The 22643-nt window shown below is 61.3% G+C and carries 22 protein-coding genes; 13 read left to right on the top strand and 9 right to left on the bottom strand.

What is annotated here, in order from left to right; genetic code table 11:
• The first annotated feature begins 2 nt into the window (after positions 1–2).
• A complete protein-coding gene (lpxL, locus tag B0H98_RS03290) occupies positions 3–917 on the top strand; it encodes an LpxL/LpxP family Kdo(2)-lipid IV(A) lauroyl/palmitoleoyl acyltransferase (RefSeq protein WP_106373621.1) in 915 nt (304 codons plus the stop codon).
• A gap of 61 nt (positions 918–978) precedes the next feature.
• Here lpxL and speD read toward each other — a convergent pair whose 3' ends face one another.
• The 4 genes from speD to B0H98_RS03270 form a co-directional block, all read right to left on the bottom strand.
• Positions 979–1773 carry an adenosylmethionine decarboxylase gene (speD, locus tag B0H98_RS03285; protein ID WP_106373620.1) on the bottom strand — a complete coding sequence of 265 codons (795 nt, stop codon included), beginning with the start codon at positions 1771–1773 and terminating at the stop codon, positions 979–981.
• A gap of 237 nt (positions 1774–2010) precedes the next feature.
• Positions 2011–2430, bottom strand: coding sequence for an OsmC family protein (locus B0H98_RS03280; protein ID WP_106373619.1), 420 nt, complete (start codon positions 2428–2430; stop codon positions 2011–2013).
• A gap of 109 nt (positions 2431–2539) precedes the next feature.
• Entirely contained in the window at positions 2540–3199 is a 660-nt protein-coding gene (murU, locus tag B0H98_RS03275) for an N-acetylmuramate alpha-1-phosphate uridylyltransferase MurU (RefSeq protein ID WP_106373618.1), read from the bottom strand.
• Complete coding sequence (locus B0H98_RS03270) at positions 3196–4206, bottom strand: aminoglycoside phosphotransferase family protein (RefSeq protein ID WP_106373617.1); 1011 nt, start codon at positions 4204–4206, stop codon at positions 3196–3198. The genes murU and B0H98_RS03270 overlap by 4 nt, the downstream gene beginning before the upstream one ends.
• Before the next feature lie 70 nt (positions 4207–4276).
• Between B0H98_RS03270 and B0H98_RS03265 the strand changes: the two genes are divergently transcribed.
• From B0H98_RS03265 to apaG, 5 genes are all read left to right on the top strand, one after another.
• Entirely contained in the window at positions 4277–6724 is a 2448-nt protein-coding gene (locus tag B0H98_RS03265) for an LPS-assembly protein LptD (protein WP_106373616.1), read from the top strand.
• A gap of 33 nt (positions 6725–6757) precedes the next feature.
• Positions 6758–7783, top strand: coding sequence for a peptidylprolyl isomerase (locus B0H98_RS03260; RefSeq protein WP_106373615.1), 1026 nt, complete (start codon positions 6758–6760; stop codon positions 7781–7783).
• Positions 7783–8835: a 4-hydroxythreonine-4-phosphate dehydrogenase PdxA gene (gene pdxA / locus B0H98_RS03255; RefSeq protein ID WP_106373614.1), complete on the top strand. Its 1053-nt coding sequence runs from the start codon at positions 7783–7785 to the stop codon at positions 8833–8835. The genes B0H98_RS03260 and pdxA overlap by 1 nt, the downstream gene beginning before the upstream one ends.
• A gap of 61 nt (positions 8836–8896) precedes the next feature.
• Complete coding sequence (gene rsmA / locus B0H98_RS03250; RefSeq protein WP_106373613.1) at positions 8897–9727, top strand: 16S rRNA (adenine(1518)-N(6)/adenine(1519)-N(6))-dimethyltransferase RsmA; 831 nt, start codon at positions 8897–8899, stop codon at positions 9725–9727.
• The gene (gene apaG / locus B0H98_RS03245; RefSeq protein WP_106373612.1) at positions 9724–10101 is read left to right on the top strand and encodes a Co2+/Mg2+ efflux protein ApaG; all 378 of its coding nucleotides are present in this window, start codon (positions 9724–9726) and stop codon (positions 10099–10101) included. Before rsmA ends, apaG begins: the two co-directional genes overlap by 4 nt.
• A gap of 29 nt (positions 10102–10130) precedes the next feature.
• Here apaG and B0H98_RS03240 read toward each other — a convergent pair whose 3' ends face one another.
• Positions 10131–11570: an FAD-dependent oxidoreductase gene (locus tag B0H98_RS03240; RefSeq protein WP_106373611.1), complete on the bottom strand. Its 1440-nt coding sequence runs from the start codon at positions 11568–11570 to the stop codon at positions 10131–10133.
• Complete coding sequence (locus tag B0H98_RS16945; protein WP_146130229.1) at positions 11570–11758, bottom strand: hypothetical protein; 189 nt, start codon at positions 11756–11758, stop codon at positions 11570–11572. Before B0H98_RS16945 ends, B0H98_RS03240 begins: the two co-directional genes overlap by 1 nt.
• Positions 11759–11984: 226 nt before the next feature.
• Between B0H98_RS16945 and B0H98_RS03230 the strand changes: the two genes are divergently transcribed.
• Together B0H98_RS03230 and B0H98_RS03225 are read left to right on the top strand one after the other, a co-directional pair.
• Complete coding sequence (locus tag B0H98_RS03230) at positions 11985–12803, top strand: symmetrical bis(5'-nucleosyl)-tetraphosphatase (protein WP_106373609.1); 819 nt, start codon at positions 11985–11987, stop codon at positions 12801–12803.
• Complete coding sequence (locus B0H98_RS03225; RefSeq protein ID WP_106373608.1) at positions 12803–13924, top strand: tRNA nucleotidyltransferase/poly(A) polymerase-related protein; 1122 nt, start codon at positions 12803–12805, stop codon at positions 13922–13924. Before B0H98_RS03230 ends, B0H98_RS03225 begins: the two co-directional genes overlap by 1 nt.
• 6 nt (positions 13925–13930) lie before the next feature.
• Here the strand turns inward: B0H98_RS03225 and folK are convergent, their stop codons facing one another.
• On the bottom strand, positions 13931–14476 hold the full coding sequence (gene folK, locus B0H98_RS03220; RefSeq protein WP_106373607.1) for a 2-amino-4-hydroxy-6-hydroxymethyldihydropteridine diphosphokinase: 546 nt from the start codon (positions 14474–14476) through the stop codon (positions 13931–13933).
• A 2-nt stretch (positions 14477–14478) separates the two neighbouring features.
• Entirely contained in the window at positions 14479–14847 is a 369-nt protein-coding gene (gene folB / locus B0H98_RS03215; protein WP_106373606.1) for a dihydroneopterin aldolase, read from the bottom strand.
• Between the two features lie 77 nt (positions 14848–14924).
• Here folB and plsY point away from each other — a divergent pair, with 77 nt between their 5' ends.
• Entirely contained in the window at positions 14925–15497 is a 573-nt protein-coding gene (gene plsY / locus B0H98_RS03210) for a glycerol-3-phosphate 1-O-acyltransferase PlsY (protein WP_106373605.1), read from the top strand.
• Between the two features lie 12 nt (positions 15498–15509).
• Here the strand turns inward: plsY and tsaD are convergent, their stop codons facing one another.
• Positions 15510–16565, bottom strand: a complete 1056-nt coding sequence (tsaD, locus tag B0H98_RS03205) for a tRNA (adenosine(37)-N6)-threonylcarbamoyltransferase complex transferase subunit TsaD (RefSeq protein WP_106373604.1) — start codon at positions 16563–16565, stop codon at positions 15510–15512.
• Between the two features lie 206 nt (positions 16566–16771).
• Here tsaD and rpsU point away from each other — a divergent pair, with 206 nt between their 5' ends.
• The 4 genes from rpsU to B0H98_RS03185 all read left to right on the top strand — a co-directional run bounded on the left by rpsU (position 16772) and on the right by B0H98_RS03185 (position 22605).
• Positions 16772–16987, top strand: a complete 216-nt coding sequence (gene rpsU / locus B0H98_RS03200) for a 30S ribosomal protein S21 (protein WP_016416934.1) — start codon at positions 16772–16774, stop codon at positions 16985–16987.
• Positions 16988–17165: 178 nt separating this feature from the next.
• Entirely contained in the window at positions 17166–19004 is a 1839-nt protein-coding gene (gene dnaG / locus B0H98_RS03195; protein ID WP_106373603.1) for a DNA primase, read from the top strand.
• 223 nt (positions 19005–19227) lie between these two features.
• Positions 19228–21084 (top strand): RNA polymerase sigma factor RpoD, encoded by a 1857-nt coding sequence (rpoD, locus tag B0H98_RS03190; protein WP_106373602.1) that lies wholly within the window; start codon positions 19228–19230, stop codon positions 21082–21084.
• Positions 21085–21450: 366 nt separating this feature from the next.
• A complete protein-coding gene (locus B0H98_RS03185; RefSeq protein ID WP_106373601.1) occupies positions 21451–22605 on the top strand; it encodes an ABC transporter substrate-binding protein in 1155 nt (384 codons plus the stop codon).
• The last annotated feature ends 38 nt before the right edge of the window (positions 22606–22643 follow it).

Here is a 22643-nt window from a genome sequence, read left to right as displayed (position 1 = left end):
GAATGTCGAAAACACACTACCCAAGCTCCTTTGCCCACCCACGTTACTGGGGCACCTGGCTTGCCATTGGCGCCATGTACGTGGCCGCCTGGCTTCCCTGGAACATCAAGCTCTGGGTGGGCAAGACAATCGGGCTGCTGGCCTGGCGATTTGCCAAGCGCCGACGCCATATTACCGCCACTAACCTGGCGCTCTGCTTTCCCGAGAAAAGCGCCGATGAGCAGCAAGCGCTGGTCAGGGACACCTTTATCGCCAACGGTATCGGCCTGGTGGAAACCGCCACGGGCTGGTGCCGTGATGCAGAAGCACTGCGCCATCGCGTGGCGTACAACGGCCAGGAGCATCTGGCGCATGCCAAGGCGCAGGGCAAGGGTGTGCTGGTAGTGGGTATTCACTTCTCGACGCTGGATCTGGGCGGGGCGCTGCATTCGCTGTTCTTTCCGGCGGATGTCGTCTATCGCCCGCACAACAACCCGCTGTTCGAGCGCTTCATGACCCGGGCGCGCTCGCGCATTTTTGGCCAGGCGATCGACCGGCACGATTTGCGCGGCGTGGTACGGCGTATCAAGGCGGGTCACATTGTGTGGTACTCGCCAGACCAGGATTTTGGTCGCGATGTCAGCGTCTTTGCGCCGCTTTTCGACCAGCAGGCGGCGACCATTCGGCTGACGTCAAAAATCGCCCGGATGACCGGGGCGCCGGTAGTGCCGCTGATGTTTCACCGAAACCCCGACAACCGTACCTACACCATCGAGTGTCTGCCGGCGTTCGAGAACTTCCCGAGCAGGGACGAGGTGGCGGACGCCACGCGGGTGAATCAGTTTATCGAGCGAGCGATTCGCAAGCACCCGGAGCAGTATCTCTGGCTGCACCGGCGCTTCAAGACCCGGCCAGAAGGCCAGGAAGGGTTTTATTAGGTATAAAAAAAGCCGGCATTTACATGCCGGCTTTTTAGCGTCTAACGCCTGAGAGCTTCTATCAGTCCAGATTTCGCGAGTAGAAGATTTCCAGCATCTCCTTGCGCAGGCGGCTTTCGATATCGCGCGCCTCTTCGAAGGTGATGTCACGGCGCGACGTGCCGAACAGGTAGTTGTCGAGCTCGAAGTCCTTCAAGAGCATCTTGGTATGGAACATGTTGTCCTGATACACGTTCACATCCATCATCTGATACGCCTGCTTGGTATCTTCGGCCAGGTAGTCCTGAATCGAAGAGATCTTGTGATCGATGAACAGCTTCTTGCCGTCCACATCACGAGTAAAGCCGCGCACTCGGTAGTCCATGGTGACGATATCGGAATCGAAACTGTGAATCAGGTAGTTCAGCGCTTTCAGCGGGCTGATATGACCACAGGTTGAAACGTCGATATCCAGGCGGAAGGTGCTGATGCCATTATCCGGGTGAGATTCCGGGTAGCTGTGCACCGTCACATGGCTTTTATCCAGATGGGCCACCACGGTTTCCGGCAGCGGGCCGGGGCCGGGTACCGTTTTCTCTGGATCTGCTTCATCAAGCTCATGCTCGGCAATGAGAATGGTGACGCTCGCCCCGTGAGGTTCGTAATCTTGACGGGCAATATTCAGCACGTGTGCGCCGATAATATTGGTGACATCTTTCAGAATCTGCGTCAGACGTTCGGCGTTGTACAGCTCATCGATATAGTCGATATAAGCGGCACGCTGCTCTTCGGTCTTGGCGTAACAGATGTCGTAAATATTAAAGCTCAACGAGCTGGTCAGGTTATTGAACCCGTGGAGTCGGAGATTATCTGTCATGTCCGAACCTCCCTATGGCAGATGAAGATACCCCGACGAACCAGCGCCGGAACCAGAAAAAAACTAATGCCATGCAGGAAACGCGCTCTTTCAAAGCGCTTGCAAGGCAGTAGGGGGTATTACAAGGAGGCGTATTATGCCCGGCCGGGGCACGGTATGCATCCGGCCATGACATTTTTTTTGCCAGCGGGTCCAGCAAGGGCCGAGTCAGGCGCCAAGCGGCGCCATCCATCTGGCTCAAGCTTCTACGATCTCGAAGGAGTGCGTAATCTCGACGCCGCCATTGACCAGCATGATGGAGGCGCTGCAGTACTTCTCGGCAGACAGCTCCACCGCGCGTGCAACCTGCTTCTCCTTGAGTGCTCGACCCGTGACCACGAAGTGTACGTGAATCTTGGTAAATACCGCCGGCACTTCATCGGCGCGCTCGGCATCAAGCTCAGCGACGCAGTCGGTCACATCGGCGCGCGCTTTATCGAGAATGTTCAGAATATCGAACGCGGTGCAGCTACCCATGCCCATCAGCAGCATTTCCATGGGTCGCGGTCCGGTATTGCGGCCGCCGTGATCGGGCGGGCCGTCGATCACGACGCTGTGCCCGCTACCCGACTCGGCGACAAATTGACGACCATCCGTCCATTTTACCCTTGCTTTCACGTGGCTCTCCTTATCTAGGCAACGACAGGTAAGTCGCGCAGCATAACATTTCCCGCCACCCGCGCACCGTTTCGATGCCGGGGCGGCTTGGCTGTTTAACAAGCGTTACTCAATGGCTTAACCGCTCATCCAGCGCCTTCAAGCGCTCGGGCGTGCCTACATCCACCCAGTGACCGGTAAAGTGCTCGCCGCTGACGCAAGCGCTGTCCATGGCGCTTTTCAAAAGCGGCGCCAAGGCAAAGGCGCCCGTAGGATAACCGGCCAGCAGGCCGGGGTGGATAATACTCACCCCGGCAAACGTCAGCCGCGGCGCGCCCTGGGTGGCAACGCGGCCTTCACGCAGAGCGAAATCGCCCTCCAGGTGGTGGGCTGGGTTATCCACCAGGACCAGATGCGCAAGGTCTTGTCCTTGCAGCATGGCCGGGTCTGGCAGGTAGTCGCACCACACATCGCCGTTGACCAGTAAAAAGGGCTGTTCGCCAAGTAGTGGCAGGGCCTTCTGGATACCGCCGCCGGTTTCAAGCGGGCTGGCTTCCTCGCTGTAGTGAAGGTGCAGACCATAGGCTTTTCCATCGCCGAGTGCCTCGATGATCTGCTCGGCGCGGTAGCTTACGTTGATGACTACCTCAAAAATGCCCGCCCGTGCAAGCCGCTCAAGATGATGGCCAATCAGAGGTTTGCCCGCGACCGGCAACAGTGGCTTGGGGCAGTGGTCGGTCAAGGGGCGCATACGCTTGCCAAGCCCGGCGGCCAGAATCATTGCCTTCATGGGGTCGCGTCCGCAAGGCGCTGAACAATGGCCGGGCGCAGCGTGGTACGCACCCACTGGGCAAAGTGGGCGTGTTCGGGCAGGGCGGCCAGGCTGTCTTCCAGGTGATCCAGAAAGTGCGGCAAGCGAGCAAGGTAGCCCGATTTGTGGTCGCGCAGCGTCAGCCGACAGAAAATACCGAGCACTTTAAGTGAGCGCTGAGCCGCCATGGCATGGCACTGGGTGATAAAATCTTCCTGGCTCGACGCGGCAGACAGTCTGCCATCGCGGCGCGCCTGATCATGAAAAATACCGGCAAGTCGGGCAAACTGTGCCGGTGTGAACCGCCAGTAACGCCCGCATAGCAGAGAAATGACGTCGTAGCTGATAGGGCCTGCCACGGCGTCCTGGAAATCGATCATGTAAAGTCGCGCTTGATCGACCATCAGGTTCATGGCGTCGAAATCGCGGTGTACGCTGACGATCGGCTGCTTGAGCGCTGACTGGGCAAGCGCCTCGCGAAGCGCTCCCCAGCATTCCGGGGCGGGCAGGCCGAGCCACTCGCCCAGGCACCACTCGGGAAAAAGGTCGAGCTCGCGCGTGAGTAACGGTGCATCATAGCCGGGCAGCGGCTCGGGGCTTGCCCGGTTTTGCAGCTCGGCAATCAGCGCCAGTGCGCTTTCGACGTAGCCAAGCACGGTGCTCTCATCGGTGAAATGTTCCTGCATGGGCGTGTTACCCAGGTCGTCGAGCAGCAGGAAGCCATCCTCCAGGTTGGCGGCATGCACCTGAGGCACGGGCAGGCCGGCTGCGTACCAGCGGCGGCCGATCGCCACAAACGGTGTGGAATCTTCCTGAGCCGGTGGCGCGTCCATGACGACCTGGGTGCTGCCACCGGGCAGTGTCAGGCGAAAGTAGCGTCGAAAACTGGCGTCGCCACCGGCAGGCTCGAGGGTGATATCGGCTTGGTTCAGGCCGTGCTGTTCTGCAGCCCACTGGGTGAGGGCGTCTATCCGGGAAGAGGACATGCAAGCTCCTTGCTGGTCGGGCATCATGCGCGCTGTATAATACCTATTCTGGATGCCAAGGATAACGAACATGGGCAAGCGATTTTCGCGCACACTACCGGTTGCGCATACGCTGATGGGCAGTCTGCTCGCTGGCGCCTCGTTTTCAGCGGTGGCGCAAGGCGAAGCGCTGCCCGCTGAAGCGTTGGATTGGCAGCCCTGGGGCCAGGGGGAAGCCTCGCAGCAGCTGTGCCGTGGGCGATATGTCATGCCCGATTACCGGTTGGCCGCCGAGCAGAACCCCGAAACGCTGTCGGTCGAGACCGAAGAAGCCGATTACGCCGCTGACGGTGAAGCGCTCTTGCGCGGCGATGTGGTATTGCGGCGTGGCAATTCAGAGCTTGAAGCCGAGCGCATCTTTCTCCCCGCCGAGCGCCAGCAGGTGGACGCCGAAGGCAACCTGGCGCTACGCGACGGTCAGGCGCTGGTGCGAGGCGACAGCGCCACGCTGATGCTCAACGAAGATAGGGCGACGGTGAATAACAGCCACTACGTGCTGTATGATCAGCGCCTGCGCGGTCAGGCAAGCCGGCTTGAGCAGCTCAACGAGAGCCAGTACCGGCTGCGCGATGCCACCTTTACTACCTGCGACCCCGGCGCCAACACCTGGCAGCTTGCCAGCAGTGACATCCGCCTCAACCAGGCGCAAGGGTTTGGCACGGCGCGCAATGCACGTCTGCTCGTCAAGGACGTGCCGATTTTCTACTGGCCGTGGCTGCGCTTTCCGATTGACGACAAGCGCCATACCGGCCTGCTGTGGCCGGCGATCGGGTTCTCGACCGACGGCATTGATTACGCCCAGCCGTTTTACTGGAACATTGCCCCCAATCACGATGCCACCATTACCCCGCGCTGGATGACGGATCGCGGACTGCTGCTCAACGGCGAGTACCGCTACCTGCTGGACGATAGCGCAGGTACCGTGGAAGGTGGCTATCTGAGCAGCGATGACGGCAACTCCAGTAACGACAACCGCTTTTCCGGTGAAGAGCGCTGGTATATCGATGCCCAGCATGCGGGCCGAGTAAACAGCCGCAGCAACTACAGCCTGCGTTACGGCGCCGCCAGCGACGGCCGCTACTTCGATGATTTCGGCGGCGAGTTTGGCGACAGCGACCGCGCGAGCATGGAGCGGCTGGCCCAGGTGGACTACCGCGGCGAGCGCTGGCAGCTCGACGCCCGTGCCCAGGGCTTTCAGCGTCTTGAAGACCCGCTAAGCGACACTGACAAGCCGTTTTACCGCCTGCCGAGCCTGACGGCCAACTCCAACTGGGAGCTGGGCGGGGGGCTTTACAGCGAATGGCGCTCCAACGCGACCTACTTCTGGCGTGATGTGGATGAGCGCCGCGTGCCCGAGCGCGAAGCGGCCACCGGTACCCGCTTGCACCTGACCCCCGCCGTCGGCTGGCGTGGCGAGGAGTCCTGGGGATATATCGAGCCGCGCACCGAGCTCTGGTATACCGCCTATCAGCTTGACTACGGCGAGCGGGAAACCGATCGCGGAACTTCTCCCACGCGCAGCGTGGCGGTAACGTCGGTTGATAGTGGCCTGGTATTCGAACGCGAGCTTGAGCTTGGCAACCGCGACTACCGCCAGACCCTTGAGCCGCGCCTCAACTACGCCTATGTGCCGCGCACCGACCAGACCCAGCTGCCGGATTTCGACAGCCGCGAGCGCGCCTTCTCCTGGGATCAGCTGTGGTCACCGCACCGTTTCTCCGGCGCTGACCGGGTAGGGGATCTCAACCGCGTGTCGCTGGGGGTGCAGTCGCGCTTGATCGAAGATGCCAACGGCCAGGACCGCTTGACGTTCGGCGTCGGTCAGAGCGTCTACTTTGCCGATCGACGTATCGATAGCGAAGGCGATCCGGACACGCTGCCGCCAAGGCCGGAAGAGGACCCCAACGTCAACCCGCAGCGCTACTATCAGGCCACACGTGACCGCTCGCCGCTGGTCACCCGGCTGGACTGGCAGATCAATGATCGCTGGAGTACCGGCTACGAGTGGCTTTACGATGATCATCGTGAGCAGACCGAACGCTCGAGCGTTGATCTGCGCTACCGCCACCCCGAAGGCCATGTAGTGAACCTTGGCTATCGTTGGGAGATCGAAGGCTTCGATCCTGACGTGGTGCCGGGCGATGACAGCTTCCGTAATTACAGTCGCGAAGAGTGGGATCTGTCATTTGCCTGGAAAGCGAGCCCCAGGATTGATTTGATTGGCCGTTATCTGCACGATCAGACCAACGACCGTCCGCTTGAGCAACTGGCCGGATTACAGTGGAACGACTGCTGCTACGGCGTGCAACTTGTCTGGCGCGAATGGGTCGATGATAACGACACGGCGCGCATCGAAGATGACTTTAACGACCGCGGGCTGTTCTTGCGCTTTGTATTCCGTGGCTTAGGCGGCATTGGCCAAGAGGCCGACAGCTATTTTGAACGCACCATTCCAGGCTACCGTCCTACTCCCCTGTAGACGTTGGCGAATGGCGACTGAAAGAGACCTTTTATGAAGACCAGAAATACGCTGCTAGCCCAGGCACGCAAAGTATCGGCCACGGGCGTCATGGCGCTGTGCATTGGCGCGGGCGCTTTTGTCGTCCCGCTGGTATCTCAGGCTCAGGATTACACATCGACCCAGCGCCAGCCCATCGATGGCGTGGTGGCGGTGGTCAATGATGGCGTCATCATGCGCAGTGAACTCAACGACCGGGTCGCGCAGATCGAGCAGCAGGCCCAGGCTCAGGGCGGCTCGCTGCCCCCGCGCTCGGCGCTTGAGGCCCAGGTGCTCGAACGCATGGTAATGGATGAAATCCAGCTGCAGCTGGCACGCCGTGCCAATCTGAGCATCGACGATACCGAGCTCAATCGTCAGCTGCGCAGCATTGCCGAATCCAACAACATGAACCTTGAGCAGTTTGCCGACGCGGTGGAAGCCGATGGCATGACCCTGGCCGAGGTGCGCGAGGAAATTCGCCGCGAAATGCTCATGCGCCAGGTGCAGCAGCGCCAGATCAGTCAGCGTGTGACGGTCAGCGACCGCGACGTTGAGCGCGTACTGGAACAGCAGATGAACCAGAGCAGCGACCAGTCGTTTGTGGAAGAGACTCGCGCCCGCCACATTCTGATCGAACTCAATCCCACGCGTAACGAAGAGCAGGCCCGGACACGTGCTCAGGAAGTGCGTCAACGCCTGCAGCAGGGTGCGGATTTTGCCTCGCTGGCACGTGAATACAGCGACGACCGCGGCAGCGCCCTCAACGGCGGAGAGCTTGGCTGGGTTCGCCCCGGCCAGACCGTGCCGGCCTTTGAAGACGCCATGCAGTCGTTGAGCGAGGGTCAGGTATCCGAGCCGGTGCGTTCGCAGTTTGGCTACCACGTGATCGAAGTGGAAGAGCGTCGTCGCCAGAACGTGACCGATGAGAGCCGCCGCGAACAGGTTCGCCAGGCGATCTTCCAGCGCCGGGCCAACGAAGAGCTGCAGACCTGGCAGCAGGAAATTCGCGCAGAAGCCTTCGTGGACGTGCGCCTCTAATGAGCGCAAGCGCCGACCTGCCGCTGCTGATTACCACCGGCGAGCCGGCAGGCATTGGCCCTGAGCTTACGCTGATGCTGGCGGCCCAGGGTAGGCTGCCTGAACAGACGGTGGCCATTGGCGATATCGGCATGTTGCGAAAGCGCGCAGCTACGCTTGGGCTTGACGTGGCGCTGGTGGAATCCAGCCCAGGTCAGTCGGTCAGGGCCACTGCGGGCACGCTGCCGGTCTGGCCGGTGGCGCTGCGTACGCCGGCCGAGCCCGGCGTTCTCGACCCGGCCAACGCAGGCTACGTGCTGGCCACCCTGGCGCTTGCCGTCAATGCCTGCCAGGCCGGGCAGGCGGCGGCCATGGTCACGGCGCCACTGCACAAGGGTGTGATCATCGAAGGCGGCTACCCGGGGTTCACCGGGCATACCGAGTGGCTGCGCGATGCCTGCGGGGTGGATGACGTGGTCATGATGCTGGCCACCGATGCCGCTCTGCATGCCCGCGCCCCGGGCTGGCAGGGCAGCGCTGATCTGCGTGTGGCGCTGGTCACCACGCACCTGCCGCTGCGCGAGGTGGCGGATGCCATCACGTTTGAGCGGGTAACCCATATCAGCCGCTTGCTGGCCGCCGACCTGACCCGCCAGTTTGGCATTGCCGCGCCGCGGATTGCCGTATGCGGATTGAACCCGCATGCCGGTGAAAACGGCCATCTGGGCCGCGAAGAGCGTGAGATCATTACCCCCGCCCTCGATGCGCTGCGCGCCGAAGGCATGGACATTCAAGGGCCGCTGCCCGCCGATACGCTGTTTACTCCGCGCCATCTGGCGGGTGTGGATGCGGTGCTGGCGATGTATCATGACCAGGGGCTTGCGGTACTCAAGTACGCAGGCTTTGGCCAGGCCGCCAATATCACCCTGGGCTTGCCGCTGGTGCGCACCTCGGTTGATCATGGCACCGCGCTTGACCTGGCGGGCAAGGGCGTTGCCGACCCTGGTAGCCTCGGCGTTGCGCTGGCGCTGGCCCGACGCCTTGCCACCCAGCGGGCCGGCGCTGCCTGCTAACCCCATGGGCCACTCGCCTTACACGCTTCACGTACTGAAAACCTCCAAGGAACCCTGTTAGATGTCTCAAGTGCCCCAGCAGCACCGCGCTCGCAAACGCTTCGGTCAAAACTTTCTCCGTGATCTGGGGATTATTTCGCGTATCGTGCGCTCCATCGGGCCGCGGGAAGGCGACCGTCTCGTTGAAATCGGCCCGGGTCAGGGCGCGCTGACGGGCCCGCTGCTGGAAGCTGCCGGGGCACTGGAGGTAGTCGAGCTGGATCGTGATCTGATTCCCGGTCTGCGGGTGCAGTTCTTCAACTACCCCGACTTCGTGATTCATGAAGGCGATGCGCTCAAGTTCGATTTTGCCGCCCTCAAGGGGGATGGCCCGGCGCTTCGAGTCGTGGGCAATTTGCCTTACAACATCTCGACACCCTTGATCGTGCATCTGCTGACCGCGGGTAACGCGATTGCCGATATGCACTTCATGCTGCAAAAGGAAGTGGTCGAGCGGCTGGCGGCCAGTCCCGGCGGCACCGACTGGGGGCGGCTCTCGGTGATGGCCCAGTACTACTGCCAGGTGGATCAGCTGTTCATCGTGCCGCCGGAAGCGTTTGTGCCGCGGCCCAAGGTCGATTCTGCCATCGTGCGCCTGACGCCGCACGCAGCGCTGCCGCACACCGCCGACGACCCGGTACTGCTGTTCGAGCTGGTCAAGCTTGCTTTTGGCCAGCGGCGCAAGACGCTGCGCAACAACTTCAAGGGCCGGGTAAGCCCCGAGACGCTGGAAGCCCTGGGTATCGACCCGACTCGCCGCCCGCAGACGCTGACGGTGGCCGAGTACGTGACCATCGCCAATCAGGTCGCGGCGGATGACGCGGCAAATGCGGCAGGGAGTGACAACGGGTGAGTGGTCTAGCCATCGAGGTCAGCGTTGCCCCGGAGTACCAGGCGGCGGAGTCGAGCGAGGCGGAATCGCGCTACGTCTTCAGTTACACCGTCACAGTACATAACCAGAGCCCGCACAGCGTGCAGCTGATGGCGCGCTACTGGAAAATCACCCAGGGCAGCGGCGATAGCCAGGAAGTGCGCGGCAAGGGCGTGGTAGGCCAGCAGCCGCTGATTGGCCCCGGCCAGCGCTTTCGCTACACCAGCCGTGCCATTCTGCAAACCCCGGTGGGGGTGATGGAAGGCGCCTATACCCTGCTGAATACCTACAGCCAGCGCGCCTTCGAAGTGCCGATAGCGCCGTTTCGGCTGGCCGTGCCGTGCCAGCTGCACTGAGCACGACACGCACGCTTGGCGATACCTGACTAGGCCAGGCGCTGTTCCAGATGATCACACAGGCGTAGGGCAAGCTGTACCAGCGTCAGGGTCGGGTTGGCGTGCCCGGCACTGGCGAACACGCTCGATCCCGCCACGTAGACATTATCCTGGGCAAACAGCCGGCAATCGCTATTGACGATACCCTGCTCCGGGGTGTGGCTCATGCGCGTACCCCCCATATGATGCCGCCCGGCGATTTCACCGTCTGTCGGCAGTACTACCGGCAGTGCGGCCAGCCAGTCCGTCAGCTGTATGCGGCCAGTGTCTTCGTCAAGCAGGTACTCGCCCAGCAGCAGCATGCTTTCGCGAATGGTGTGGCGGTCGAGTTCGGACTGCTCCCACACCAGGCGGCTACGCGGTATGCCCAGCGCATCGCGCTCCTCGCCAAGCTCGATGCGGTTCTCGAAGCGCGGCTCCTGCTCCCAGGCGGCTCGCAGCATGGCGCCGTGCATCACGCGACCCTCTTGCTGCCAGGCGGTTATCTGCTCACCCAGCGCCGGGGCTAGGCTGCTCAGTTGCTCCATCAACCCCTGAGTAGCCTCGGCGTTCATGCGGTGCAGGCGCAGGCCGCAGTTGAGCATCTGTCGGCTGGCAAGCGCGTCTTCGTCCGGCGAAAGAAAGACGTTATACGCTTCATCCAGACCCAGCGCCTCGGGCTTGAAAATCAGCGCCTGGCCGACCGTGGCGTGCGGGTGCTCCATCCAGTAGCGCCCCAGCGTATCCGCCTGAGGAATCAACTTCCCCTGTGTCTGCTGGTTGCACCACAGCAGCAGGCGGGCGTTGTCGATTCCGCCGCAGGCCAATACGAAATACCGCGCGCGTACCGTCTGCTGCTCGCCGGCATAATTGCTGAACGTTGCGTGACTCACTCGGCCGTTTTGGGTCTCGAGGCCCATCAGGTTGGCGGTCAGGCAGCACAGCAGGTGCTCGGAATCCTGCAGGGTATCGGCGTACTTGTGCTGCACGCGAACCGGTGCGCCCAGCGAGAAATGAATGCGCTGAAGCGCCGACCCGGCAATGGGCGTGTCGGCGGGAATCGGGTCGAGCTCCAGCAGCGCGGCGGCGGCGTCAAAATAGGGCGTGAGCTGCTCACGGCCAATAGGCCAGGCGGTCTCGGGGGCAGCGGGCTTGGCGGTAAAGTCGTAGGCATCGAAGGGCCTGCAGACCCCGCCCCAGTGGTTGGTCGAACCGCCTAGGTGACGCAGCCGGGTGCTTTCCAGGGGTAGATAGGTATCGCCTTGTACTTCGCCGCGATAGCTATCCTGGGAGCGCTCGCTGAATTGTGCGTCGCCACCTTCGCACATGAGTACCCGATGGCCGCGGCCGGCAAGCGTCACCGCGACTGATACACCCGCCGCACCGCCGCCAATCACGCAGACATCCACACTGTCGCCCAGTTCGCCAAGCGTCTCGAAAGGCAGGTACATCAGCGATCGCTCGCATTCAAAAGCCAGCCATCCACCATTACCCGCGGGGATTTTTCGGCCTGGCCTTTGGCTGAGCGGCTGGAGGCACCAGCAGCGGAAATTAGCGTGCAAAGGGGCAGCAGGGCGATGCCCATGCCCGTAAAGGTAGCGGTCTTTAAAAGCCTGCGCCGCGTGTAGGTAGGCGTCATAATGGTGGCATTGTCCTTGGATAGGGCGAGCGTGCTGCTCCCCAGTAGTATCAGCGTTACTAAAAGCCAAAGCGCCTGAAAGTATAAGGCATGGCTTGCCTTTATTGACTCATATTGATTCATGTTGGGCTGTCCCACCAGCGTTAATACGCGTCATGGGTGGGCGGGGCGCGCTGTAGGTTTTATCCTGTCTGCCATCCACTCTTCTCAACATAAGGCCCTGCGCATGAGTACCTACGCGATTGGCGACCTGCACGGCTGTTACGCCGAATTCATGGCGCTGCTTGAAGCGCTTGATTTCAACCCCGGCCAGGACACCCTGTGGCTGGTAGGTGATGTGATCAATCGTGGCCCCGGCTCGCTCGAGTGCCTGCGCCAGGCCCAGGCACTGGGCGGCGCGGTACGCTGCGTGCTGGGCAATCATGACTTTCATCTGCTGGTGGTCGCGCGCGGCGGCGGGCGGCAGAAAAAACACGACACGCTCGACGGCATTCTTGCCGCACCGGATTGCGAGCAGTTGCTGGACTGGCTGCAGAGCCAGCCCCTGGCCGTGCGCGAGGGTACAACACTGATGACCCATGCCGGACTGCTGCCCCAGTGGAGCGTCGAGCAGGCAGTGGCCTATAGCCGAGAGGTCGAGCAGGCGCTGGCCGGCGAACAGTCGGGACGCTTTCTGGCCGAGCTTTATGGCAATCAGCCGGATATCTGGCGCGAAGCGCTTGAAGGCATGGACCGGCTGCGGTTCATCGTCAATGCGCTGGCACGAATGCGCTTTATCGATACCCAGGGGCGGCTGGATTTCGCTGCGAAAGAGGGCCTCGACAGTGCCCCGGAAGGGTTTGCGCCGTGGTTCCAGTACCCGCGCAAGGACGACCCTCGGCTGCTGTTTGGCCACTGGGCAGCGCTTGAAGGACGCACGCCCGGCGCTCAGGTACGCGTCGAGGCGCTGGATACCGGGTGTGTGTGGGGCGGCGCGCTGACCGCGCTCAATCTGGAAACCGGCGAGCGGACCAGCGTGCCAAGCAAGCAGCGGGGAGGTTGCTGATGGTTGCCCATGCCGATGACCCGCGCACCGCGGGGCTTGAGGTCTACCGCGTAGGGGGGGCGGTGCGCGATGCGCTGCTGGGCTGGCCGGTCTACGACAACGACTGGGTCGTGGTAGGCGCAACGCCGGAGATGATGCGAAAGCGCGGGTTCAAGCCGGTCGGGCGCGATTTCCCCGTCTTCCTGCACCCGGACTCTGCCGAAGAGTACGCGCTGGCGCGCACCGAGCGTAAATCCGGCCACGGCTATGCGGGGTTTGAAGTGCACGCAAGCCCGGATGTCACGCTGGAGGAGGATCTGCTGCGCCGCGACCTGACCGTCAACGCCATTGCTCAAGGCCTGGATGGCGAGCTGGTCGACCCCTTTGACGGTCAGGGCGATATCGAAAAGCGCCTGTTGCGGCATATTTCCGGTGCCTTCAGCGAAGACCCGCTGCGCGTGCTGCGCTGTGCCCGCTTTCTGGCTCGCTACGCGCCGCTGGGGTTTTCCATCGCCCCGGAAACGCTGGCCCTGATGAGTGAAGTAAGCGGCAGCGGCGAGCTTGAACACCTGGCCGCCGAGCGCGTCTGGGTCGAGACCGAAAAGGCCCTGGGCGAGCCCAGACCTGAGGTCTATTTCACCACGCTGGCCGAGTGCCGGGCGCTGGCAGTCTGGCTGCCGGAGCTTGCCGGAGAGGCGCTTGTCCAAGGGCTGGCGGCGCTTGAGCATGTGCCCGATGTTGAAGGTACATCGCTTGCCCACTGGCGCTACGCAAGGCTGGTCTCGCCGCTTGATGACACCGCGCGCGAGGCGCTGGCCGAACGCCTTCGCCTGCCCAATGCAGTGGCGCAGCTGGCGCGCCACGTTGCGTTGACCGGGCAGCTGCTGGCCGAGCCGCTGACGGCCGATACGGTAATTCACTGGTTGGAGCGGCTGGACGGCTGGCGCAAGCCTGGCCAGGTAGAAGCCCAGCTGGCGCTGGTGGCCGTGCTGGCCCGTGAACACGTGGCGACGCTTGAAGCCGCCTGGCAGGGCGCGCGCTGCGTAAGCCCCCAGACGCTGATGGCGCAAGGTTACAAGGGCGCCGCGTTAGGGGAGGCGCTGCGTGAACAGCGCAGGCTTACCGTAGAGAATGCGCTTTAAGCGCCTTTAACGTGCCAAGGCCTTCAAGGGGGAGGCCTCGGCGCGGGAGAGCCAGGCGTTACCCCAGCTGAAATCCACCGGCCAGAGGCGCTGGCTGCCGAGGGAGAAGCTATCCCAGAGAGCGGCGTAGGGCGTTTTGCAGGCCGGATGGCGCTCATCGGGCAGCAGTTCGGCAAGCGGCTGCAGCACGAAGGCGTTCTGGGTGATCTCGCCGCGCGGAAGCTCGATGCCCTCAATGACGCCGCACATGTCACCTACGGTAAGCAGGTCGATATCCAGCGCTCTAGGGCTGTACTTGGGGGTATCCGGCTTGCGGCCGTAAAGTACTTCAACGCCCTTGGCCCAAGCCTGTAGTTCGCTTGGCGAGCGGTCGCTTTCAAAGGCCACTACCAGATTGTAGAAGTTATGACCGCCGCTGAAGCCCACCGGCTCGCTTTCAAACACGCGGGAGATACGCAGCGCCCCGAAGGTGTCAAACAGCGCATCCAGGCACAAACGGATATGGCGCACCGGCTCGATATTGCTGCCTAGACTGACGGTAACCAGGCTCATGGTTACTCCTTGGCGGCCGGTAGCTCGCCACGCGTGATTTCAAGACCTACGCTGGCCGCCTGGGGCACGGCGCCAGGCTTGCGTACTCTCAAGCGTAGCCAGGAAATCGGAAACTCGTGACGTAAACATTCCGCCAGGCGTTCGGCGAAGGTTTCGACCAGGGCAAACTGGTGCGCATCGGCAAAGCGCTGAATGCGCTGGCAGATGGCGGCGTAATCCAGCGTCAGGCTCAGATCGTCGGTCGCCGCGGCGGGGCGGATATCGGTTGCCAGCGTAAGATCCAGGCTTAAGGTCTGTTGAATGGTGCGCTCCCAATCGTACACACCGATGACGGTGTCTACCTTCAGCGCTTCGATCAAAATGCGATCCACGAGCTTTTCCTCGGCTGCAACAAGCCGGCGATTGTACGTTAGGATGAGACGAAACGACAGCAGGACGGAAAGACGCCATGGCATGGATAGTGATCGGCTATTTGAGCGGCAGCTGGCTTTCGGCAATCAGTGTCTGCCGGGCCGCAGGCGTTGCCGACCCGCGCTACTGCGGCTCGCTGAATCCCGGTTTTTCCAACGTGCTGCGCCTTTATGGGCCGCGCCTGGCCGCCGCCACGCTGATACTCGATGCGCTCAAGGGCATGCCCGTGGTATTGGCCAGCAAACTGGTGGGGCTACCCATCAGCTGGCAGGGGGTGATTGGTCTGGCGGTGCTGCTTGGGCATAGCTATCCCGTCTGGTACGGCTTTCGCGGGGGCAAGGCGGTGGCCAGCGCCCTGGGCGTGTTGCTGGTACTGGTGCCGGGGGTGGCGATTTTCAGCGCAGTGGTATGGGCGCTGCTGGCCTGGCGACTCAAGACCGCTGCCCTTGCCTCGCTGGTAAGCGCCCTGGCAGCACCGCTGGCCTGCTTATGGCTGGCACCTGCTTATGTGGGGGTGGTGGGCGGGCTGAGCCTGCTGGTACTGCTGCGCCACTGGCTGAATATTATAAGGCTCAGACGCGGCGAGGAGCCGCGCCTGAAAAGGCCTTGAATGGAAGGCGTCTCAATCGGCTGACGTGCTGGGCGGCGCCAGACGGTCAAGCGGCCAGCGTGGGGTGGCCTGCATCACGCCGTCGGTATCCTGCTCGCCCGCTGCCAGGCGCTGGGCGCCCACATAGGCAATCATGGCGCCGTTATCCGTGCAGAAGCGCCCGCGTGGATAGTAGGCTTTCGCTTCGCGCTTCTCACACTCAAGGGCCAGGCGCTCGCGCAGGCGGTGGTTGGCGCTGACGCCACCTGCTACCACCAGTCGCTTGAGCCCTGTTTGATCCAGCGCGCGGCGACACTTGATGACCAGCGTGTCCACCACCGCTTCTTCAAAGGCGCGGGCCACGTCGGCGCGCGCCTGCTCATCCAGCTCGTCGGCGGTTTCAAGCTGGCGGATCGCGGTCAGCGTGTGGGTCTTGAGACCCGAAAAGCTGAAATCGAGCCCCGGGCGGTCGGTCATGGGGCGCGGGAAGCGAAACCGCTTGGGGTCGCCCTGTTCGGCCAGCCGGGCAACCTCAGGGCCGCCGGGGTAGGCAAGGCCGAGCATCTTGGCGGCCTTGTCGAACGCCTCGCCGGCGGCGTCGTCCACCGATTCGCCCAGCAGTGTGTAATCCCCAAGGCCTTTCACCTCGACCAGTTGGGTATGGCCGCCGGATACCAGAAGCGCGACAAACGGAAACTTCGGGGCGTCATCTTCAAGCATCGGAGCGAGCAGATGGCCTTCCATGTGATGGACGCCGAGCACCGGCACGCCCAGTGCGCGGGCCATGCCGTGGGCAGTGCTGGCGCCGACCATCAGCGCACCGACAAGGCCGGGACCGGCGGTGTAGGCGATGCCGTCGATGTCCTGACGGGTCAATCTGGCGTCGCTGAGCACCTGCTCGATCAGGGGCAGCAGGCGGCGCGTATGGTCGCGCGAGGCCAGCTCCGGCACCACGCCGCCGTAATCGGCGTGCATGGCAATCTGGCTATACAGCGCATCGGCGAGCAGCCCGCTTCCGCCTGACAGGGAAGTATCGTAAAGCGCAACGCCGGTTTCGTCGCAGGAAGTTTCGATGCCCAATACGCGCATGGCAGGTAAGACTCTTCGGATGAATATGGGTAAACGTCGTAGTCTATCACTCTCGGCCAATGACCGCGTAGCATTTGCAAAGTTGGCTTTTCACGACTAGAATATCGTGCGCTGTAAAACTGGGTCGTACACCGCAAAGGGGCTTTATGCCCACGTGGTGTGCGTACTATCCGAACTCAAGACTCCTTAAGGTAGGTGAGTGCTTAATGCCTTCTGTAAAAGTACGTGATAACGAGCCGTTTGACGTCGCCCTGCGTCGCTTCAAGCGTTCTTGCGAAAAAGCCGGTGTTCTCTCTGAAGTACGCCGTCGCGAGCACTATGAGAAGCCGACTGCTGAGCGTAAGCGCAAAGCGGCAGCTGCCGTAAAGCGTCACGCCAAGAAGTTGCAGCGTGAGCGTAAGCGTTTCGAACGGCTCTATTGATCCGTACCTGGAGAGGGCCAGAGTAGTTAGCTGGCTGTCTCAAGAGGGATGCCAAGCGGCCGCCACTAGGTGGCCGTTTGTTTTTTCAATTGTCTATCGCTGTTTAAGGTGATCCGGCCGCAGGTCTGATGACCCTAACCAGGCGAACCAGCGCTTTGCGCGAGGATGCCCGTAGTTCATGGCAGGCCAGATTCCACAGCGTTTTATTGACGACCTGCTTAGCCGCGTTGACGTGGTGGAGGTTGTTGGCGAGCGTGTGCAGCTCAAGAAGGCTGGCCGGAACTACTCAGGACTCTGTCCCTTTCATCAAGAAAAGACGCCCTCCTTCACCGTGAGTGCCGATAAGCAGTTTTACCACTGCTTTGGCTGTGGTGCGCACGGAAATGCACTACGCTTTCTGATGGAGTACGACAAGCTGCCTTTTCCCGAAGCGGTCGACCAGTTGGCCGGCCGCTTGGGGCTTGATGTGCCGCGCGAAGGTGCCGATGACCCCCACGCCCGGGAGCGCGATAAAAAGCGCAAGGAAGGGGTCAATCTGCTTGAGCTTGCCGCCAGCTTCTACCGCGAGCGGCTGAAAATGGGCGAAGGGCAGGGCGCCAAGCGGTATCTGGAAGGGCGCGGGCTCTCTTCCGAGGTAATCAAGACCTACGGCATCGGCTACGCGCCGGGCGGCTGGGAGGCGCTCAAGCAGCATCTGGGCGAGCGCGGTATTTCCGAGTCGGTCCAGATCGAGTACGGCCTGCTGATTCATCGTGAGGACACGGGGCGTACCTACGACCGTTTCCGCGACCGGGTGATGTTCCCGATCCGCGACCTGCGTGGACGTACGATTGCGTTTGGCGGCCGGGTGATGGGGGATGAGCAGCCCAAGTACCTCAACTCGCCGGAAACGCCGGTGTTTCATAAAGGACGCGAACTGTACGGTCTTTATGAAGCGCGTCAGGCCTCCAGCAAGCTTGAGCAGCTGGTGATGGTTGAAGGGTATATGGACGTGGTGGCGCTGGCTCAGTACGGCATCCATAACGCGGTCGCAACGCTTGGGACGGCCACCACCGAAGATCACTTGAGCCGCCTGTTTCGGCTGGTCAGCCGCGTGGTGTTCTGCTTTGACGGCGACCGCGCAGGGCGCCAGGCAGCCAGCAGGGCGCTGGAAACCGCGCTGCCACTGATGATCGATGGGCGCGAAGCGCGGTTTCTGTTTCTGCCGGAAAGCGATGACCCGGACACGCTGGTCAGGCGCGAAGGGGCAGATGCCTTCAGGGATCGCGTCACCTGCGCGATGCCGCTTTCCGAATTCCTGTTCGAGCAGGCGGCGCAAGGGCGCGACCTGAACACCGTGGAAGGGCGCGAGCGTTTTGCAAGCCAGGTGCTTGAGGCGCTGAACAAGGTGCCCGAAGGCATGCTCAAGTCGCTGCTGCTGGAAGCGCTTGCCAAGCGCAGCGGGCTTGCGCAGCAGCAGCTTCAGACACTGCTTGATAAGCGGGCCGCGCCACCGAAAGAGCAGGCGCACTGGGAGCCGGTTGCAGAACATGACCATGCAGAAAGCAGGGAACCTGAATACGTCAAGCGGTCTAAACCCCGCACGCGTAGCCAGGCACTTTCGCCGGTTGGCCGTATCGTGCAGCTGCTTTTGCACGAACCAGGCCTTGTTTCGGCCCTGCCCGATACGCTTGAGTGGCTGCCTGAAGATGACGATACGCCGCTATGTCGTGATTTGATCGCGCTCTTGCAGGCTGGCCGTTACCGTAGCCCTCAGGTAGTGCTTGCCCACTTTCAGGGCAGTCCTCAGGGGCAGGTGTTGGCAGAGCTTGCCAAGCGGGAGTTGCTGATTCCCAAGGCCGCCCGGGAAGCGGAGCTTCTAGGTTTGGTTGAGCATTTACAGCATAAGCAGCGTAAACGTTCGCCCGAGGAAGAGTACGAGGCGTTGCTGGCACAGGAGCGTGCCGGGCAGAAGCTCGATAAACAGCAGCGTCAACGCTTGGCAAGCCTGGTAGTGGAGCTTGCCCAGCGGTTTTAAGCGGGAATTGAAGAGGCGGGGTTGAATTCTGTCTGCTTCAGTACCACCTTTAGGTCAGTAACGAAATATTGACCTAACCGAACAAACTAACACACCTGAATGACCGCGCAAATACGTTTTGCTGGAAAAAGTTCAGTAAATTACGCTATAATGTTCGGCTTGTTGAGTTTAATCGATTCAGCGCTCCAGGTGTTTCATTCTTCTTCGTCGAGATAGGGTTTCTATGGCTGGAAATGCGCAGCAGCAGTCACGTCTGAAGGAGTTGATCGCGCGCGGCAAAGAGCAGGGTTACCTGACGTATGCCGAGGTCAACGACCATTTACCCGAGGACATCGCCGACCCGGATCAGGTGGAAGACATCATTGGCATGATCAACGACATGGGTATCCGTGTCGCTGAGGAAGCGCCTGATGAAGACACTTTGATGATGTCGGATCATTCCACGGATGAGTCCGCTGCGGAAGAGGCCGTTGCGGCACTTGCCGCAGTGGAAAGTGACGTGGGTCGCACCACCGACCCTGTACGCATGTATATGCGTGAAATGGGTACCGTAGAACTCTTGACCCGCGAAGGCGAAATTGAAATTGCCAAGCGGATCGAGGAGGGTACCCGTGAAGTGATGTCGGCGCTGGCATACCTGCCAGGCGCGGTCGCCTCGATTCTGGACGCCTACGACGCCACCCAGGATGAAGAAGCCCCTGGCCGCCTGTCGGATCTGTTTTCCGGTTTCATCGACCCTGACGAAGGTATCCCCGGCGTTGCCGAAGCGGATGTGCCGGAGCCCGAGGTAGATGCCGAGTTAAGCGATGATGACGACGTCTCCGGTGACGATGACGAGGATGACGACGACTCAAGCGCAAGCGAAGGTGGTCCTGATCCTGAAGAGGCGAAAGCCCGCTTCGAGCAGATTCGCGAGCAGAACGCTCTGGTCGAAGCCGCGCTTGCCAAGCACGGTCGCGGCAGTGCTGAGCTGAAAAGCGAACAGGCGCGCCTTGCCGAGCTTTTCTCGCCGATCAAGCTGGTGCCGAAGCACTTCGAGCGTCTGGTAGGCCAGGTACGTATCAGCGTCGAGCAGGTGCGGGCCCAGGAAAAGGCCGTCATGCAGCTTTGCGTGAAGAAAGCCAAGGTACCGCGCAAGACGTTCATCAAGTCGTTCCCGGGCAGCGAATCCAACCCCAAGTGGCTGGATGCGTTTCAGGAAGCGCAGCCCAAGTACGCTGATCGTCTTGAGCCCTTGCGTGCCGATATCGCTCGTTCGCAGCGCAAGATCGCCTTCGAGGAAGACATGGTGCAGCTCACCGTGGCGGATCTCAAAGAGGTCAACCGCAAGCTGTCGATCGGTGAAGCCAAGGCGCGTCGTGCCAAGAAAGAGATGGTCGAGGCCAACCTGCGTCTGGTGATCTCGATCGCCAAGAAGTACACCAACCGTGGTCTGCAGTTCCTGGATCTGATTCAGGAAGGCAACATCGGCTTGATGAAGGCGGTCGACAAGTTCGAATATCGCCGCGGCTACAAGTTCTCGACCTACGCCACCTGGTGGATTCGTCAGGCGATTACCCGCTCGATTGCCGATCAGGCGCGCACCATTCGTATTCCGGTGCACATGATCGAGACGATCAACAAGCTCAACCGCGTATCGCGCCAGATGCTTCAGGAAATGGGCCGCGAACCGACGCCGGAAGAGCTTGGCGAACGCCTCGAGATGCCGGAAGACAAGGTGCGCAAGGTGCTGAAAATCGCCAAGGAGCCGATCTCCATGGAGACGCCGATTGGTGATGATGACGACTCGCACCTGGGGGACTTTATCGAAGACGGCACCATGCTGTTACCGATCGACATGGCCACCGGCGAAGGCTTGATCGAAGCCACGCGCAACGTGCTGGGCGGCCTGACGGCGCGTGAAGCCAAGGTACTGCGCATGCGTTTCGGTATCGACATGAATACCGACCATACCCTCGAGGAAGTCGGTAAGCAGTTTGACGTGACCCGCGAACGGATTCGTCAGATCGAAGCCAAGGCGCTGCGCAAGCTTCGCCACCCCAGCCGCTCTGAGCCGCTACGCTCGTTCCTTGACGAGTAACGCTTTCAGCGACTGCTGAGCGTGTTGACAAGACCCCGCCTCGGCGGGGTCTTGTCGTTTATAGCGACTTGAACAATAAAGAGTGTTGCTCGAGTAAGCACTAACCCAGCAGTGGGCGTGAATCAATTCGTAAACGCCTTATTTTTAATAACTTACTCTTATAAAGCTAAAATCGTTTAACAATTGGCTCAATTCAACGAAATGAAGTGATCCTTTGGTCGTATGCTAGTCGCCGATATCGCTGTGGATACCCGTGATGCGCGCATCGGCCGAGTCAACGCGTTAAAGGCCCTTGGCAGGAACCCATGGCGTGTCCTGATCGGTTTATGAAGACCGGTTTGCCAGATACGCTGATAAGGAAGTGCAATGCGAAGGCTGAAAATATGTTTGTTAATGGCGCTCCTGGTGTCTCCCCTGGCCCAGGCAGAACTCAAATTCGCCATTGTTGCGCCCCAGACGGGGGGCGCGGCCTTGATGGGAATAGAAATGCAGCAGGGCATCAGCACCTATTTTGCTGAAGTGAATGCACAGGGTGGCGTCAACGGGCAGTCGCTCACCCTTGTTCCCTTTGACGACCAGTACCACCCGCTTATGGCGGCCCAGCATACGCGGGAAGTCGCTGCAGATGCCTCCATCCTGGCCTCGATCGGTAACGTAGGCACGCCAACCGCCGCGGTAACCGTGCCTATTCATGACGATGAACAGATGCTGTTGTTTGGCGCGTTCACCGGTGCCGGGCTGCTGCGCCGCTCGCCGCCAGATCGTTATGTCATCAACTACCGGGCAAGCTATGCCGAGGAGACCGCCACCATGATCAGCGGGCTGCTGGAGGCGGGCATTGAACCGGAGGAGATCGCGTTTTTCACTCAGAACGACAGTTTTGGTGATGCGGGTTATAACGGTGCCATCAATGCTCTCAAAGCCCAGGGCGTGACGAGTGCCGAACACCTGGCGCACGGGCGGTTTACTCGCGGTACGCGCAATATCCATCAGGGCCTGGCGGCCATTCTTCAGGCGCCCGTTACACCGCGTGCCATCATCATTGTGGGTACCTTTGGCCCTGCTGCCGACTTTATCCGCGAGGCGCGTGAAGATCTGCCCGATACGCTCTTTCTGAACGTCTCCTTTGTGGGTAGCCAGGCGCTGCTCAATGAGCTTGGCGATAAAGCCGAAGGCGTCATCGTGACCCAGGTCGTGCCGCCGCTGGATTCGGCGCTACCTGCTGTTGAAAGCTACCGCGCCGCATTTGCGCGCCATGCGGGTAATGCCGAGCCCAGTTTCATATCGCTGGAGGGTTACCTTGCGGCCAAGCTGTTCGTCGAGGGTATCAAGGCAGCGGGCACTGCACCGGATCGCGAGTCCATCGTGGATGGGCTGCTAAGCCTTGAAGATATTGATATTGGCCTTGATGCGCCGCTGACGCTGAGCGCCGACCAGCACCAGGCCAGCCACAGCGTATGGCCCACGATTATTCGCAGCGGCCGTTTCGAACCCGTGGACTGGACAGCGCTCACACCCTAAACAAGCAGTTCTCTGCTGATACCCTGACAGCGAAAAAA

The organism is Vreelandella songnenensis, assembly GCF_003002925.1.
Taxonomy (GTDB): domain Bacteria; phylum Pseudomonadota; class Gammaproteobacteria; order Pseudomonadales; family Halomonadaceae; genus Vreelandella; species Vreelandella songnenensis.
The sequence above is the reverse complement of the archived record's forward strand: the minus strand, read 5'-3'. Positions and strand labels throughout refer to the sequence as shown.